This is a genomic window from Flavobacterium sp. (assembly GCF_036515215.1).
Classification (GTDB): Bacteria; Bacteroidota; Bacteroidia; order Flavobacteriales; family Flavobacteriaceae; genus Flavobacterium.
The window spans coordinates 15,912-33,186 of the sequence record NZ_DATBVQ010000175.1 but is presented as its reverse complement, the minus strand read 5'-3'; the positions used below and the strand labels follow the sequence as shown (position 1 = coordinate 33,186).

14 protein-coding genes and 1 riboswitch are annotated in these 17,275 nt (G+C 38.1%); of the genes, 1 reads left to right on the top strand and 13 read right to left on the bottom strand.

Translation table 11 applies throughout. The features are described 5' to 3' along the window. The 4 genes from VIH09_RS11835 to VIH09_RS11820 all read right to left on the bottom strand — a co-directional run. A partial coding sequence (locus VIH09_RS11835; RefSeq protein ID WP_331581217.1) for a pyridoxal phosphate-dependent aminotransferase occupies positions 1-733 on the bottom strand: 733 nt, incomplete at its 3' end. After that, positions 730-1,557, bottom strand: coding sequence for a prephenate dehydratase (locus VIH09_RS11830; protein ID WP_331581215.1), 828 nt, complete (start codon positions 1,555-1,557; stop codon positions 730-732). The genes VIH09_RS11830 and VIH09_RS11835, both read right to left, overlap by 4 nt. A gap of 387 nt (positions 1,558-1,944) precedes the next feature. Further along, positions 1,945-3,198 (bottom strand): dicarboxylate/amino acid:cation symporter, encoded by a 1,254-nt coding sequence (locus tag VIH09_RS11825; protein ID WP_331581213.1) that lies wholly within the window; start codon positions 3,196-3,198, stop codon positions 1,945-1,947. Positions 3,199-3,309: 111 nt separating this feature from the next. After that, positions 3,310-3,876: an outer membrane beta-barrel protein gene (locus VIH09_RS11820; RefSeq protein WP_331581221.1), complete on the bottom strand. Its 567-nt coding sequence runs from the start codon at positions 3,874-3,876 to the stop codon at positions 3,310-3,312. 180 nt (positions 3,877-4,056) lie between these two features. Between VIH09_RS11820 and gldA the strand changes: the two genes are divergently transcribed. After that, on the top strand, positions 4,057-4,953 hold the full coding sequence (gene gldA / locus VIH09_RS11815; RefSeq protein WP_331581211.1) for a gliding motility-associated ABC transporter ATP-binding subunit GldA: 897 nt from the start codon (positions 4,057-4,059) through the stop codon (positions 4,951-4,953). A gap of 98 nt (positions 4,954-5,051) precedes the next feature. Here gldA and VIH09_RS11810 read toward each other — a convergent pair whose 3' ends face one another. The 9 genes from VIH09_RS11810 to VIH09_RS11770 form a co-directional block, all read right to left on the bottom strand. After that, positions 5,052-5,561 carry a hypothetical protein gene (locus VIH09_RS11810; RefSeq protein ID WP_331581209.1) on the bottom strand — a complete coding sequence of 170 codons (510 nt, stop codon included), beginning with the start codon at positions 5,559-5,561 and terminating at the stop codon, positions 5,052-5,054. Positions 5,562-5,826: 265 nt separating this feature from the next. After that, on the bottom strand, positions 5,827-6,783 hold the full coding sequence (gene metF / locus VIH09_RS11805) for a methylenetetrahydrofolate reductase [NAD(P)H] (protein WP_331581207.1): 957 nt from the start codon (positions 6,781-6,783) through the stop codon (positions 5,827-5,829). An 81-nt stretch (positions 6,784-6,864) separates the two neighbouring features. Further along, entirely contained in the window at positions 6,865-9,546 is a 2,682-nt protein-coding gene (metH, locus tag VIH09_RS11800; protein ID WP_331581205.1) for a methionine synthase, read from the bottom strand. Positions 9,547-9,715: 169 nt separating this feature from the next. Continuing rightward, positions 9,716-10,717, bottom strand: a complete 1,002-nt coding sequence (locus tag VIH09_RS11795) for a homocysteine S-methyltransferase family protein (RefSeq protein ID WP_331581203.1) — start codon at positions 10,715-10,717, stop codon at positions 9,716-9,718. 265 nt (positions 10,718-10,982) lie between these two features. Continuing rightward, positions 10,983-11,102: riboswitch (SAM riboswitch) on the bottom strand. Positions 11,103-11,195: 93 nt separating this feature from the next. Beyond that, the gene (locus tag VIH09_RS11790) at positions 11,196-12,248 is read right to left on the bottom strand and encodes an NAD(P)/FAD-dependent oxidoreductase (protein WP_331581201.1); all 1,053 of its coding nucleotides are present in this window, start codon (positions 12,246-12,248) and stop codon (positions 11,196-11,198) included. Positions 12,249-12,433: 185 nt separating this feature from the next. Next, positions 12,434-13,015 (bottom strand): bifunctional precorrin-2 dehydrogenase/sirohydrochlorin ferrochelatase, encoded by a 582-nt coding sequence (locus VIH09_RS11785; protein ID WP_331581199.1) that lies wholly within the window; start codon positions 13,013-13,015, stop codon positions 12,434-12,436. Beyond that, positions 13,005-13,796 (bottom strand): uroporphyrinogen-III C-methyltransferase, encoded by a 792-nt coding sequence (cobA, locus tag VIH09_RS11780; protein WP_331581197.1) that lies wholly within the window; start codon positions 13,794-13,796, stop codon positions 13,005-13,007. Before cobA ends, VIH09_RS11785 begins: the two co-directional genes overlap by 11 nt. Next, positions 13,786-15,879, bottom strand: coding sequence for a nitrite reductase (locus tag VIH09_RS11775; protein WP_331581195.1), 2,094 nt, complete (start codon positions 15,877-15,879; stop codon positions 13,786-13,788). Before VIH09_RS11775 ends, cobA begins: the two co-directional genes overlap by 11 nt. 69 nt (positions 15,880-15,948) lie before the next feature. Then, the gene (locus VIH09_RS11770; protein ID WP_331581193.1) at positions 15,949-17,193 is read right to left on the bottom strand and encodes a sulfate adenylyltransferase subunit 1; all 1,245 of its coding nucleotides are present in this window, start codon (positions 17,191-17,193) and stop codon (positions 15,949-15,951) included. Positions 17,194-17,275: the final 82 nt, after the last annotated feature.

Sequence of the window (17,275 nt, the reverse complement as noted above, 5' to 3'; positions counted from 1 at the left end):
TCCAGCCCGCCATATTAAAGGTCTTGCTCAAAGAATTCAGTTCCAGAGCCACATCTTTCGCTCCATCAACCTGCAACAAACTCATCGGATTATCATTCAAAACAAAACTATACGGATTGTCATTGATTAATAATATTTGGTGCTTTTTGGCGAAAGCCACAAACTTTTCAAATAAGGCAATACTCCCTCGGGCTCCAGTTGGCATGTGCGGATAGCCAATCCACATTATTTTTACTTTAGTCAAATCTAATTTTTCCAAGCCTTCAAAATCGGGTTCCCAATTGGTTTCTTCTTTCAAATCGTAATAAACAGGCACCGCTCCCACCAAATTAGTTACCGAAGTATAGGTAGGATAACCCGGATTTGGGATCAAAACCTGATCGTCTTCATTCAGGAAAGCAAGTGAAATGTGCATGATTCCTTCCTTGGACCCCATCAAAGGCAAAACTTCAGTATTGGGGTTCAAATCCACATTATAGTTACTTTTATAAAAATCAACCATTCCTTTTCTCAATTCAGGCAATCCTTGATAACTTTGATAACCATGAGCATTTTCATCCTGCATTGCAAGAACCACTGCATCAATAACTTCTTGTGAAGGTTGTAAATCAGGGCTTCCAATTCCCATATTAATGATCGGCTTCCCTTCTGATGCCAATTGTCTCACTTCTCTCAACTTAGATGAGAAGTAATATTCCTCGACGGTATCTAACCTCTTTGCGGTTGTAATCATGGTTTTGTATTTTTATATTCGCCTAATACTTTAAAGTATTCTGCCATTATCTCTAATAATGATTTTGCTTTTGAATAGTCCGCATATTTTTCGAAAGTAACATCTACAAAAAAGGAATATTTCCATGGGGTTTCAATTTTTGGCAAGGACTGTATTTTGGTTAAATTCATTTTACAATCGCTCATTACATTTAAAATTGCCGCTAAACTTCCTCTCTTATGATCGAGTTCAAATTTTAAAGAAGCCCTGTTTATTTCATCTTCTGCCACAAATGAATTCTCCTTTTTAATAATAACAAAACGAGTCATATTGTTTTTTATGGTCTGAATCTCTGGAGCCAAAATTTCCAGCCCATACATTTCGCAGGCTGTTTTACTAGCAATTGCAGCAATCCCTTTTAACTGTTTCTGCTGAATTCTGCGGGCCGTTTCTGCCGTATCCTTGTCCTCAACCAATTTTATATTTGGATACTTTTTCAAGAAATCCATACATTGCAACAAAGCCATCGGATGGGAATGTACCTCAGTAATGTCTTCGATTTTTTGTCCCTTAAGCGCCATCAAATTCTGATGAATCCTTAAATAATGCTCCCCTATTATATGTAAATTATTTTTATCAATCAACGCATAATTTGGTATAATAGGTCCCGCTATAGAATTTTCGATTGCCATAATTGCCTGGTCTGCTTTGCCTGAAAGCAAACTGTCAACGAGTTCTTCAAAAGACAGACATTCATCGACCACCACTTCTTGTTCATAATATTCTTGTGCCACCTGATGATGGAACGAACCTTTTATGCCCTGTATTGCTATTTTCGCATTCATATGACCAATTTTAAGCAAAAAAAAATCCCGATTTTCATCGGGATTGTATATTTATAATTATCAATTTAATTTTCTAATTAAATAACCATACGACAATCCCTACCTTCTTTCCAGAAGAAATAATAAGTATTGCTAAAATAAAATCGGTTATTCAACATTATGATGTCTGTTTTTGTAATAATTTCTATGCGAATGTATAAATAATTTTCAGCTATCCAAACAAAAAAAAGAAATTTATCAAACAAAAAAAGAATTCTCTATAAAACTGGTTTTTAATTACATAATAATTAAAAAAAGCCCTGCAAAACACCATTTAAGCAACTACGCCTAAGCGGCTTCCATAACAAAAACAGCCGTTTTTGTTTGAAATAAATTTACCCAAATATATTACGCAGTTAAAGCTGTCGAGAGCCATTTTTTGCCTTCAGAAATTCGGGTGATCAGCATTGCCGAAACCACATCACCGTTAGCATTCAACAAAGTGGCCATTGGATCCACCAAAGTACCCACGATCATGGCGGCGGGCAAAGCTTGCTCCATTGGAAAACCATAGATCGTAATAGCCAGAATTTCTCCTATATAACCTCCATTTGGTATCCCGCCCTCAACCACTGATACGACAACGGTAATCCCTATAGCCACCAGTAATGTACTGGGATCCGTAAAATCTTTTCCAAACATGGCAAAAATGACTGCAATTTTTATAATTGATGACATACTCGAGCCGTCTTTGTGCAAAGGAGCGCCAAGCGGAATCGCAATGTTGCGTATATGTGCCGGTATCTTCATTTTCTCTGCCGCTTCCAAGTTCGCAGGAATTGTAGCAATACTGCTGCAAGTCCCCAATGCCGTCAATGCAGGAGTTATATTGTTACCCCAAAAAACTTTTACACCATTTTTCCCTCCTCCCAAAAAAGCGTACAAGCTAAAGAACACCACGAAATAGAATGCACATACTGCATAGTAAAGCCCCAAAGGTTTTGCATACGCTCCAAATAATTGCGGTCCAAATATCCCTACCTGATAAGCAAAATAGGCACCTAATCCCACTGGTGCAGTTTTCATGATTATATGCAGTAATTGCTTCATCACCTCATTCCCTGAATTTAGAAAAGTTCTAAAACCTTCTCCTTTTTCTCCAGAGCGCAAACTGGCAAAGCCTATCAGAAAAGAAAATATAATTAATGCCAGCATGCTTTTTCGTGAAAGCAATTCGTAAAAGTCATTAGCCGTAAGCAACTGGGTAATTTGTGAACCACCACTAGCACTTTGCATACTCTCCAACGGTATTTTTGAAATGATAATGTCTTGATGAATCGGAAAAAGCAACACTCCTATTATCATCAGTATGGCAGAAACAAGTACGGTGCTTAAAAACACTCCGATGACAACCACAAACAACTTCCCCAATTTTTCCGACCTCTCTAAACTGGCGATGGAAGAAGCAATAGTAAAGAAAACCAATGGGATGATGGCCGTAAAAAGCAAATTCAGGAATATGTCCCCGAGCGGTTTTATAACTTCTACTTCTTCGCCAAAAACCAATCCTAATATACTCCCCGCAGTTATTCCGCATAATAACCAAATAATACTACTATACGTTTTAAATAAACTGTCTGACTTTATCCCTTTTTTATTCATCCTTTTATTTTTTTATAAATATATTAATCTAATCGATGTTTTTTCTAATATATATAAAAAAAAACATCCATATAATAGGGATGTTTTTATAAATATAAATTTAGTGCTTTTCTAAAAGTTTTTTGAAATTCCAATATTAAAACTATTTCCAAAGGAAAAAGCAAAACCTGTTGTTTTATTTTTTGCTGCAGTATCATCTTTAATTGAACTATAATCAATTCCTCCAATTGAAAAATTTAGTCCAAAGCTTTTTTTCAAATCTATAAAAACTGCTGGTGTAATACCAAAATACAATCCACTAGATTTAAATGATGTAGAGAGCGGATCACTAATTGATGTTTTATTTGCTAACATTCCTGCCGATAAATCAGCATATGCAGAAAAAACTCCCCCTAAAGGTTTTGAATATCTCAAGAAAGCTCCAAGCTGAAGTTGGTTGTACTTGTTATCATATGTATTACCAGAAATTGAAGTTTTATAACTCTGAATATTGGATTCAATACCAACTGTCATATTCTCCAAAAACTGATACCCCACTTTTGGAGAAAAATTGAAATAGTTTTGTTTCGATTCATTTCCCAAGGAACTGTTTTTTTGAGAATTAAATCCAATATTTCCTGCTACCAAAACACTCCCTTTTTGGGCATTTGCAAAACTAAAAATGGCTAATACAAGAATAACTAATGTTTTTTTTATAATGAATTATTTAAATTTAAATAATTATTTAACAAAAATAATGCCGTATTTTAACAAGAATACACTTAGTCTGTTTAATATCGAAAAAAAGGCGCCTCAAGTTCAAAACAAATTTTAGTATTCGATAAATTTTCTGTTTACTTTTGCAACAAACAAAATTCCATGTCAATAGAAGTTAATAACATATCGAAAAGTTATGGTGCCCAAAAAGCACTTGACAACGTTTCATTTTCGATAAAAAAAGGAGAAATAGTTGGTTTCTTAGGCCCAAACGGTGCCGGAAAATCAACTTTAATGAAAATATTGACAACGTATATACGTTCTGATGAAGGTACCGCAATGGTTAACGGACATGACATAACTACAGAACAAAAAGCCGTACAGCTTTCCATTGGTTATTTACCGGAACACAATCCTTTGTATTTGGACCTGTACGTAAGGGAATATTTGGCTTTTAATGCCGACGTATATAAAGTATCTAAATCCCGCATAGAAGAAGTAATTCAACTGACGGGATTAAGCACCGAAAGCCATAAAAAAATAGGGCAGCTATCCAAAGGTTACCGTCAGCGTGTGGGATTGGCCAATGCGTTATTGCATAATCCCGATGTTTTGATATTGGATGAACCCACCACAGGTTTAGACCCGAATCAATTGATTGAAATCCGTAATGTGATTAAAAATGTAGGTAAAGACAAAACCGTTTTCCTTTCCACACACATCATGCAGGAAGTGGAAGCCATTTGCGATCGTGTGATTATTATCAATAACGGTAAAATCGTGACCGATAAAAAACTGGACAACTTAATTTCTGAAAACAAGGAACAAGTTATCGAGGTGGAATTTGATTATAAAATAGAAGAACAGGCGATTGCTAAGATCGAAAACCTTACTTCTTACAAAAACACCCATGACATGATTTGGGAATTGACCTTTACAACTGACAAAGACATGCGCCCTGCTGTTTTTGATTTTGCTGCTGCAAATGGTTTAAAGACTTTGCAACTCAATCAGAAAAACAAAAACCTGGAGGCAATTTTCAGGGAAATCACGAAGTAAGTTGGCAGTATCTTAGTGAGCAGTTCGGTTTACGTCTAAAAAAGGGAGCTCGTTTAAATTTTATTTAAACGAGCTTTTCAATAGTTATTCAATTTGATCTATGATTTAGGCAAAGGAGCTCCTACTGCAATATCGCAACGATGTCCAGTTTTCCCGTGGGCCGGATTCATACCTTCGGGAGTTTCAGTATCGGCAGCAGCCGTTGACAATAAAGCCGGCACAGCTTGCTGGACGGTGTAATCTTTTGGTTCTGTAGTCGCCGAATTCACCTCAGTAGTTGTCGCAGTTGCTTTTGGATCTGAATTTAAAGGGGCCCCAACGGCTATATCGCAACGGTGGTTTTTCTCCCCATGCGGTGGATTCATCCCCTTAGCTGTAATAGTTTTAGCGTCTACCACAGAAGCTGTCGTTGCTTGATTATTTTCATGAAAAAAATTATGCGTTTGAGCCGCTGGCGTTTGAGCCGCTTGATTTTGCATGGCTGCTGCAGTTTGTTGGGTAAAGGGAACTATAGTCCTCGCATCAGGTTGTGCTTGTTGAGCCTCTTCGTTTTTACAAGAGGTCAATGTTATGGCAGCCACTAAAAGAATAAAATATAAGTGTTTCATTTTGAATGTTTTATGGTTGTAATATCAAATATAAGGTTTTAATATTAACTACCCAAAGACTATTTTACCATTCTAATTAAACTTCAATCCGATATGAATGGCGGCAGAGTAATTCTTAAAGAAGCTTTCTCCCTCACTAATGCCAAAATCAACAAAACAAGTTCTGATTTCATTGTTTTGCTTTTTCCTTTTAGCAAAAACAAAAAAAATACCCGACAGTTGTATAAAACTTGTCGGGTATTTCAAAACAGTTTTACTTTTATTTTTAAAAAACCTTAGCCGCTATTTGTCTGATATTCTCTGATTTCCCCATAGAATAATAATGCAGTACGGGAACTCCGGCAGCTTTTAGTTCCAAAGATTGCTGAATAGCCCACTCGATTCCTACTTGTCTGATGTCTGCATTATTTTTACACTTATCCACGGCATCGATCAAATCTTCAGGCAAATCAATTCTGAAAATTTGTGGCAATACTTGTAAATGTCTTTGCACAGCAATTGGTTTAATTCCAGGAATAATAGGAACGGTAATTCCCATTGCCCTTGCCTTTTCAACAAACTCAAAATACTTTGCATTGTCAAAGAACATTTGGGTCACCACATAATCGGCTCCCGCATCCACTTTTTCTTTCAATCGTTTTAAATCGGAAATCAAAGAGGGTGATTCCAAATGTTTTTCGGGATAACCCGCAACACCGATACAAAAATCAGCCTTATTATCAATGTGCATCACATCATGTAAATATTGGCCCTTATTCAATTGATTAATTTGTTGAACCAAATCAACCGCATAGTTATTTCCTCCTGTTTTTGGAATAAAAGATTGTTCGTCCTTCATAGCGTCACCACGCAAGGCCATCACGTTGTCTAAACCCAAATAATGACAATCAACCAATAAATACTCGGTTTCCTCCTTGGTAAATCCTCCACAAAGCACATGTGGAATGGTGTCTACATTGTATTTGTGTTTTATCGAAGCACAAATACCCAAGGTTCCTGGGCGCATTCTGGTCAGCCTCTTATCTAACAAACCATTGCCTTTATCAACGTAAATATATTCTTCTCGAGAAGTAGTTACATCAATAAATGGCGGTTTGAACTCCATCAGCGGATCGATATTGTCATACAATTCCTGAATACCTTTTCCTTTTTGGGGCGGGATTATTTCGAAAGAGAACAATGTCTTTCCTTTTGCGTCTTCTATATGTTGTGTTACTTTCATTATTAAGTCTTAAAGTTTGAATGTCAAAAGTCGAAAGTCAAATCCATTATAGACTTTATGACTTTTGACTTTCAGACTAAATTAATCCGCTATATTTGGGTTCAGCCATTTTGTGGCCACCTCTGTTGGAATACTTCTTCGTTTTGCGTAATCAATAACTTGGTCTTCTTTTATTTTTCCAAGTCCAAAATACTTGCTTTCCGGGTTTCCGAAATAATATCCAGAAACAGATGATGCCGGCCACATTGCCATGCTCTCGGTCAACGTCACTCCTATTTCTTGTTCTACATTTAGTAATTTCCAAATAGTTGGTTTTTCTAAATGGTCAGGACAAGCGGGATATCCCGGCGCAGGGCGGATTCCTTCGTAATCTTCGGCAATCATCCCTTCACTTGTCAATGCTTCATCCGCCGAATAACCCCAAATTTCCTTACGTATTTTTTCGTGCAAATATTCGGCAAAAGCTTCCGCAAAACGATCCGCCAATGCTTTGACCATAATCGAATTGTAATCGTCTAAATCTTTTTCGAATTCAGCTGCCCACTCATCAACCCCAAAACCAGTAGTGACACAAAAAGCACCCATGTAATCTATTTTACCACTGTCTTTTGGAGCAATAAAATCAGACAAAGCGATGTTTGGCGCACCTTTTGTTTTTTGTGATTGTTGGCGTAACGTTAGGAATTTCTCCAACACCTTACCGCTTTCGTCACGCAATTCGATATCATCATCGTTCACTTGATTCGCGGGGAAAATTCCATAGATTCCTTTGGCTGAAAGTTTCTTTTCTTTCAAAATAACTTCCAACATTTCCTGTGCATCCGAAAAAACGGACATTGCTTGTTCACCTACTACCTCATCAGTTAAAATTGCGGGGTATTTCCCAAACAATTCCCAAGTTCTAAAGAATGGAGTCCAGTCAATGTAAGGAACCAAAACATCTAAATCTACTTCAATTACTTGTTCGCCTATTACATTTGGTTTAACCGGGTTGTAACTCTCCCAATCCAATTGCAATTTATTTTTACGAGCTTGCTCAATGGTCAGGAAATTTTTGTCGCGCGAACGATTCAAAAACGTTTCCCTAAACGCATCATACTCTGCCCTAATGTCACTTGCATATATTTTATTTTCACTGTTCAATAAATTTCCAGCCACCGTCACGGCTCTTGAAGCATCATTTACGTGAATTACTGTTTCTCTATATTGTGGTGCAATTTTCACTGCAGTATGTGCGCGAGATGTGGTAGCACCGCCAATCATTATTGGAATTTTCAATCCTTTTTTATCTAATTCTTTGGCGAGAAATACCATCTCATCCAGCGAAGGTGTAATCAATCCGCTCAATCCTATGATGTCAACATTGTGCTCTATTGCTGCTGCTATAATTTTCTCTGGAGCAACCATGACACCTAAATCGATGATTTCATAATTGTTACAAGCAAGCACTACGCTTACAATGTTTTTACCAATATCATGTACATCTCCTTTTACCGTCGCCATCAGGATTTTACCATTCCCCTGCTTGTCGCCAACCTGTTTGCTCTCTTCTATAAAAGGTAAAAGGTAAGCAACCGCTTTTTTCATCACCCTTGCTGATTTTACAACCTGCGGTAAAAACATTTTCCCAGAACCAAATAAATCCCCAACCACATTCATCCCAGTCATCAAGTTGATTTCGATAACTTCAATAGGTTTTGTTGCTACGAGTCTGGCTTCTTCAATATCTAAAAGAATAAATTCATCAACTCCCTTTACCAAGGAATGTGTCAATCGTTCCTGAATAGTTCCAGAGCGCCATTCTTGAATTGCCTTTTCATTACTCTTTACATCTCCTTTTACGTTTTCAGCAAAATCCAATAGTCTTTCAGTGGCATCGTCTCTTCTATTCAGAATTACATCTTCAACGCGTTCCAATAAATCTTTTGGAATCTCGTCATAAATAGAAAGCATTTCTGGATTTACGATTCCCATCGTCATTCCGTGTTGAATCGCATGGTACAAGAAAACCGAATGCATCGCTTCCCGAACGGTATCATTTCCTCTAAACGAGAATGAAACATTACTCACGCCACCACTTATGTGTGCATGAGGCAAATTCTCCCGAACCCATTTTGTTCCTCTAAAGAAATCCAATGCATTCAAGCGATGTTCTTCCATTCCTGTCGCAACTGGAAATATATTTAAATCGAAAATAATGTCCTGTGGAGGAAAGCCCACTTTGTTCACCAGAATATCGTACGAACGTTGGCAAATTTCTATTCGACGCTCGTAATTATCAGCTTGTCCAGTTTCATCAAAAGCCATAATAATCGCCGCTGCTCCGTATCGCTTAATCAATTTGGCGTGATGGATAAATTGTTCCTCGCCTTCTTTTAATGAAATTGAGTTTACGACACTTTTGCCCTGCACAACCTTAAGTCCAGCTTCGATGATATCCCATTTTGAACTATCAATCATGATAGGCACACGAGAAATATCGGGTTCGGCAGCAATCAGATTCAGGAATTTTGTCATGGCGTATTCGCCATCCAGCATTCCCTCGTCCATATTAATATCGATGATTTGCGCGCCGCCTTCCACTTGCTCTTTTGCAATGCTCAGTGCCTCTTCGTATTTTTCTTCCTTAATTAACCGAAGGAATTTTCTAGAACCCGTTACATTGGTACGTTCCCCAATATTCACAAATACGCTGTCCGGCGTAATGATTAAAGGCTCTAATCCCGATAATACAAGGTTTCTTCTAGTTTCTGCTTGTGCCATTTTAATTTTGTTTGATCCTGCGCGATTTCAGCAAACGTGCAGGCTTCGTATATCTTATAATTATTTTGGGCGTGACCCAAAAAGGGTCGGGCTATTCGCTGCAAGTCCTCGCTCTTCCTTCGTCAGGCTGTGGGCTTTTCGCTGCTATCCCTCACGCGGGCATTCTTAGTTACATTGTTGCTGTTGATACTCTCGGTTTATAATCCTTTGCGATATCAGCAATCAACTTAATGTGTTCTGGCGTTGTTCCGCAACAACCGCCTATGATATTGACTAAATTATCGTCTAAATAACTCTTAATTTGAGATTGCATTTCCTGTGGCGTTTCGTCGTATTCTCCAAAAGCGTTTGGCAATCCTGCATTAGGATGTGCCGACACATTGAATGAAGTATTTTGTGACAAAGTCTGTAGATAGGGCTTCAACAAATCAGCTCCAAGAGCGCAATTGAATCCTACACTCAACAACGGAATATGTGACACCGAAACCAAAAAAGCTTCTACGGTTTGCCCTGAAAGTGTTCTTCCTGAAGCATCGGTAATCGTTCCCGAAACCATGATGGGAATATCTATATTGCGTTCGTCTTTGACTTCTTCTATCGCAAAAAGTGCCGCTTTAGCATTTAAGGTGTCAAATATGGTTTCTACCAATAACACATCACTTCCTCCATCGATTAAAGCTTCTACTTGTTGCTTGTACGCTATGCGCAAGTCGTCAAACGTTACTGCTCTGTAACCCGGATCATTTACATCTGGTGACATACTTGCCGTTCTGTTTGTTGGTCCTATTGAACCGGCAACAAAACGAGGTTTGTCCGGATTTTTGGCTGTAAATTCATCGGCTACTTCACGGGCGATTCTTGCCGATTCGTAGTTGAGTTCGTAGACAATGTCTTCTAGATGATAATCGGCCATTCCGATAGTTGTGCTCGAAAAAGTATTGGTTTCAACAATATCCGCACCCGCCTCGAAATAGGCGGCATGAACCGCTTTGATTGCTTGGGGTTGTGTCAACGACAACAAATCGTTGTTCCCTTTTAAAGAATGTGGAAAGTCTTTGAAACGTTCTCCACGGAAATCCTCTTCAGAGAAGTTGTATCGTTGCAGCATGGTTCCCATTGCTCCATCGAGCACGAGTATGTTTTTTTTAATTGCTTCTTTAATTGATGCCATTTTTCTGTTTTATTCTCGCAAAGACGCAATAGCGCCAAGCTTGGATTATTTCATTCAAATGTTCACAATTGTTACTCTTAGCCCTGATGGTAGCGGCATCCTTTTATTCTGGTGTCCAGAATAAAAGATATAGCGTACAGCAGGAAGGCTGATGGCAAAAATGCCAAATCATTCGCTTCTGATACAGAAATGAATTCGGTAACTTAAAATATCGATAAAGTTGTCAGGAAAGGTATTCGGAAATACTATGATAGTATATTTCGTTGTGTTATCTATCTTAGATACTGAAACAAGTTCAGTATAAAGTAGAATTTAGCACCTTCTTTATAGATAAAGGGTTGCTAAGGTTTCATCGGGTCATTCCCTCCGCCTTTCGTGATAACTGTCAATAAATGTATGAACACTGCAAAGTAAAGACATAGCGTTAATACTTGCAAGCATTAACGCCATCTTTTTTTATTACTTTTTGTACAACTTGTTAAACTATGGCTTTTACCACGGCTTTTGGAGCTTCTTTTCGAGTTCCGTCAAATCCGTCAACACCTGAAACTGTAGTATATTTCAATACATAACGTTTCCCTGGATTTATAATTTGGTAGGCTGCCTGACACATTAATGTCGCTTCGTGAAAACCACAAAGAATCAATTTCAGTTTACCCGGATAGGTATTTACGTCACCGATGGCAAAAATCCCTGGAATATTGGTTTGGTAGTCTAAAGCATTGTTTACTTTGATTGCATTTTTTTCGATCTCCAATCCCCAGTTCCCGATAGGCCCTAATTTTGGTGTAAGACCAAAAAGAGGAATAAAGAAATCAGTAGGAATGTTACGGTGCGCTCCATTTTCATCGATATCAATCGACTCAATATGTTCGGCTCCATTTAATCCTACTACCTCAGCTGGCGTAATCATACGAATTTTCCCTGAGTCCTTCAATTCTTGCACTTTTTCAACTGAATCTAATGCTCCACGGAATTCGTTTCTACGGTGAATCAAAGTCACCTCAGAAGCAACGTCAGAAAGGAAAATACTCCAATCCAATGCCGAGTCCCCTCCTCCAGCAATCACCACCCTTTTATCCCTGAACTCTTCCGGATCTTTAATGAAGTATTTAATCCCTCTATTTTCATAGAAATTAATTCCGTCAATAAGTGGTTTTCTAGGCTCAAAACTTCCTAAACCTCCAGCAATAGCTACTACTTTAGCATGAAATTGAGTCCCTTCATTTGAAGTAACGATAAAACTCCCGTCTTCTTGCTTTTCAATTGTTTCAGCACGCTCACCCAAGGTAAAACCCGGTTCGAATTGCTTGATTTGTTCCATCAAATTATTCACTAAATCTCCTGCCAACACATCAGGAAATCCTGGAATATCGTAAATAGGTTTTTTAGGGTACAATTCTGAAAGTTGCCCTCCCGCCTGCGGTAAGGCATCCAAAATATGACATTTTAATTTTAACAATCCTGCTTCAAAAACGGCAAACAAACCAGTTGGTCCGGCTCCTATTATTAGTATATCAGTTTCAATCATCTGTTTATTCTTTATTATTAAGCTTAATTATATTTGGCACAAATTAACGAATGATTTTCATGGTTTTTAATGATAATTATCATGGTTTTTCCTCCCCCCGCCCCTCCTAAGGAGGGGGAGACTGGGTGGAGTTTCATTCGTATGTTTCTGTTCTCTTGACTCTTTTTAATTTTATCTTTTCTCTTTTATTCCTGCTTTTTCAGAGTTTCCGTAATCTCATTCATCTTTCGGACTTTCTCTTCAAAATCACCTTTCAATGTTTTGCGATATTCGTTTAGATTCTCGACCATTTTATTGATGTCCTCCGGAATAACCTCTTCAAAAAACTCTCGCAATCTTTTTGCCGTTGTGGGCGATTTACCGTTAGTCGAAATGGCAATTTTCACGTTCCCTTTGGTTACGATTCCACCCAAATAATAATCACATAATTCTGGCGTATCGGCAATGTTGCAAATCAAATATCTTTCTCGAGACAAATCATAAATTCTTTTATTCACCTTAAGATCATCTGTACAGGCAATTACCATATGCCGTTTTTTCAGCATTTTTTTCTTGAACTCCTTCATGGTCAGCTTTACGGAATCATGCTTATTGACTAAGTCCACCAATTCAGGTAAAAATTGTGTTGCCACTACCTCAACATTAGCATTTGGACTTGATTTTAACAAGAATGACAATTTTTCCAAACCCACATTTCCGCCACCTACGATAAGCACGTTCAGGTTATGCAGTTTTAAAAATATAGGATACAATTCATTACTTTCCATACACCAGTACCTTATTTTGGTTTGATCTTAATTCTTTATAAAACCCTTTCCTTTTCTTGCTGTCACCTACCACTTCACCTATCACAATGATGGCCGGCGAGCTTAATTTATTCTCTGCCACCACCTCTTGGATCGTGTTTATTGTTCCAATCCCAACTTTCTCCTGTGGAGTCGTCCCGTTTTGAATAATCGCCACCGGAATTTCGCCTTTGGATTCGCTTTGGAAAATAGCCACAATTTCATCCAGTTTGCCCATCCCCATCAACACGACAACAGTTGCGGTAGATTGGGCAGCCAATGCGACATCTTTGGATAATTTTCTGGCCGAAGTCGTTCCCGTTATTACCCAAAAACTCTCCGAAACGCCTCTTTTTGTCAACGAAATTCCTTGAGAAGCGGGAACTGCAATAGAAGATGAAATTCCAGGAACTACAAATGTAGGAATTCCAAAGCTTTCCACATACTCTATTTCTTCACTTCCTCTCCCGAAAATAAATGGGTCTCCCCCTTTTAGTCGGACGACATGCCCATAGGTAAGCGCATTGTCAACGATCAGTTGATTGATTTGATCTTGAGTGTATGCGTGACATCCTTTTCTTTTCCCAACGAATATTTTTAATGCCTTATTAGGGGCAAAACTCAATAATTCCTCATTAGCCAAGGCATCATATAAAACCACATGGGCTTCAGCAAGCGCTTTCGCTCCTTTGATAGTAAGCAAATCCGGGTCTCCCGGACCGGCGCCCACTAAGGTTACTTTAGGTTGTACTTTATTTTTCATCTACTAACTCTTTAGCTCTGTATGATTCGATATTTTCAAAAAAGGCAATTGCTTCTTCAATGTATTTTTGCGAAAATGCCTCAGAAGGTTCGTTCTGATTAATTTGCAAAACCAATTCTTTTAGACTCGCTTTTAGATCAATTTTATTGGTCTGGACAAAAACGGTATCAAACAAATCTATTATTCCAGCTTGGTTGTTTGTCTTTTGATTTTCGGAAAGCAATAATGCTTTTGCTCCATTAACATATCCCGCATAGGCATGATAAATGGCATCTGACCATTTTTTGTCTTCGAAAGCTTCCTGAGCGAAAGTCAACTTGTCCTTGGCTTCCAATAATAAGGTGGCCACCAAATCAATCACTACACCAGCACATTCTCCAACGCCAACAGCTTTTACATAATTATCCGCATTTCCCCAATCTACAAAATCAGCCTCGGTAAGGTTTGTTGTATCTGCCAAAGGCTTCAACATTTCATAAAAATATTTTTCGCCTTTATCATCATAATAATTCAAAAAGGATAATTCGCTTCCATTACTTTCAAAATCATTCAAAATATATCGCAGGGCGTCAGGTCCTCTTCTGCTTGGAATTTTGATTACTTTGTCAGAAAATCTTCCACTTCCATTTCCTAATATTCCGCCACCCAAAAGTACCTGAAGCGCAGGAGCCACTAATTTTCCCGCATTGATTGACATTCCTTGAAAACCAATTTCGGACATATTGTGCTGTCCACAGGCATTCATACAACCACTAATTTTGATGGTAATCCCTTTATTATTGCTGTATTGTGGGTATTCCTCTTTTAAAACTCTCTCCAGTTCGACAGCTATACCCGTACTGCTTGCGATACCAAGATTACAAGTATCCGTTCCAGGACAAGCAGTGATATCGCCAGTCGTGTCGTAACCCAATTCCACAAAACCCAGTTTCGCTAATTCTTCATAGAAGAACTCTAAATTCTCTTCCTTTACGTGACGAATCACGATGTTTTGCCTTAGCGAAAAACGCAATTCATTGGCTGCATAATTCTTAATTAAATCAGCTAATAACCTCGCTTTATCAGTGTAGAAATCACCTAAAAGGACTTTGATTCCAATGGCGACATATCCTGTTTGTTTTTGTGGAATTACATTTGATTTTTTCCAAGTCTCAAAAGCATCTTTGTCCTCGATAGTGACTTTTGGGGCGACTAATAAAGGTTCAGAAATTTCACCTTCAAATGCAGTAGTGTCGATTTCGAAACTTTGATAAGACAAGGCTTTTTTCTCTTCGTCCACCAATCTCAAAAATTCCTCACTCCCGATATCCTTTATTAAAAATTTCATACGTGCTTTTAACCTTTTGGCTCTTTCTCCAAAACGGTCAAATATCCTTAGAACCCCTTCGGTTGTTGGAATAATTTGGTTTACAGGAATAAATTCCGAAAGCAATTCGGCATGGCTTGGTTGGGAACCTAATCCACCACCCAACATCACTTTAAATCCTTTTTCGCCATTTACAATTTTTGGGATAAACCCTAAATCATGCAAATAACTCAAGGCGGTATCTTTGTCAGAAGAAGAGAATGATATTTTGAATTTTCGTCCCATTTCCTGGCATACCGGATTTCTCAATAAAAATTGAAACAAAGCATGCGCATAAGGCGAAACATCAAAAGGCTCGTCAACATCAACACCAGCCAACTCACTTGCCGTAATGTTTCTTACGGTATTCCCGCAGGCTTCACGAAGTGTGACATCGTCTTTCTCCAGTTCTGCCCAAAGTTCCGGAGTTCTGTCCAAACTTACATAGTGAATCTGGATATCCTGACGAGTTGTAATATGCAAGCGTCCTGTCGAATATTCGTCAGAAACTTTAGATATACGCAACAGTTGTTCTCCTGTCACTTTTCCATAAGGCAATTTGATACGTATCATTTGAACGCCTTCTTGACGCTGACCATAAACGCCACGCGCCAAACGAAGGCTACGAAAACGCTCGTCATCAATCTTTCCTTCTTTGAATAAACGAATCTTTCTCTCCAAATCGATGATGTCTTTTTGGACAATCGGGTTTTCTATTTCGGTTCTAAAACTTTCCATCTGTACTGGCTATTAGCTATGCATTGTAATTCTTAAATTTGGATTCTTTTTATTGGCTAAAGCCAAAAACTAACGGATAAATCCAACTCCCGCTGTTGTATTTGTTGCTGCATCAATTAAGATAAAAGCGCCATTTGATTTGTTGTCGTTGTATGCATCAAAATATAAGGCTTTGCTTAACTTGATATTCACTTCCCCTATTTCGTTAATCGCCAATTGAGACGCTTCTTTTGTCCCTGAAAAATCAGTTGCAATTACGTTTTTCACGCTGTCAATTTTAGCCAAAACCCGATTCGTATTGTGTTGCACAAAATATTTTGCTCCCGGAACCAGTTTTTTACTGTCCATCCAACAAACTGTTGTGTTAATATCCTTTTCCACTTTAGGCAATTCGGATGATTTTACAATCATGTCCCCTCTCGTCACATTGATATCATTTTCTAATTCAATTGCAATAGACGATCCCACGGAAGCCTCATCAAATTGTTGATCAAAAAAGTGAATGTTTGTCACTTTAGATTCTGTCAAAGAAGGAAGTACTGTTACCGCATCTCCTACTTTAATATTGTTTCCATAAAGCTTACCAGCGTATCCCCTGAAATCGTGGTATTCTTCGGTTTTTGGTCTGATCACCGTTTGAACTGGAAAACGCGCTTTCCCTTTTTCATAAACATCCGCTGGCTCTAAAGCCTCCAAATGCTCCAAAATAGTTTGACCCTCATACCAAGGCATTCCGCCTAATGACTCAACAACATTATCTCCAGTCAAAGCGCTCAAAGGAATGTAACTTACGTTTTGCTCTTTGAAAGTGCTTTTAGCATTTAAAGCTTCAAAGTCGGCTTTGATTTTATTGTAAACTTCCTCTGAGTAATCAACCAAATCCATTTTATTAACGGCAACAATTACCTCTTTAACTCTCAATAAATTATTGATGAAAAAGTGACGGTAGGTTTGCTCAATTACTCCTTTACGGGCATCAATCAAAATGATTGAAACCTGCGAAGTTGAAGCTCCTGTAACCATGTTACGCGTATATTCTACGTGACCTGGAGTATCGGCAATAATGTAACTTTTCTTAGCCGTCGAAAAATAAATATGAGCTACGTCAATCGTAATTCCTTGTTCTCTCTCTGCAACCAAACCATCTGTAGCCAAAGAAAAATCTAAATAATCATATCCTTTTTGCTTGCTGCTTTTTTCTATTGCCTCTAATTTATCTGTAGTCAAAGATTGCGTATCGTATAATAATCTCCCGATTAAAGTGCTTTTTCCGTCATCTACACTTCCTGCTGTTGCTATTTTTAAAACTTCCATCAGTTTCTATTATTTTAAATTATAAATTTTGAATTTTAAATGGTAATCGTTACTTGGAATTTTAAATGAGAGTGGACACATT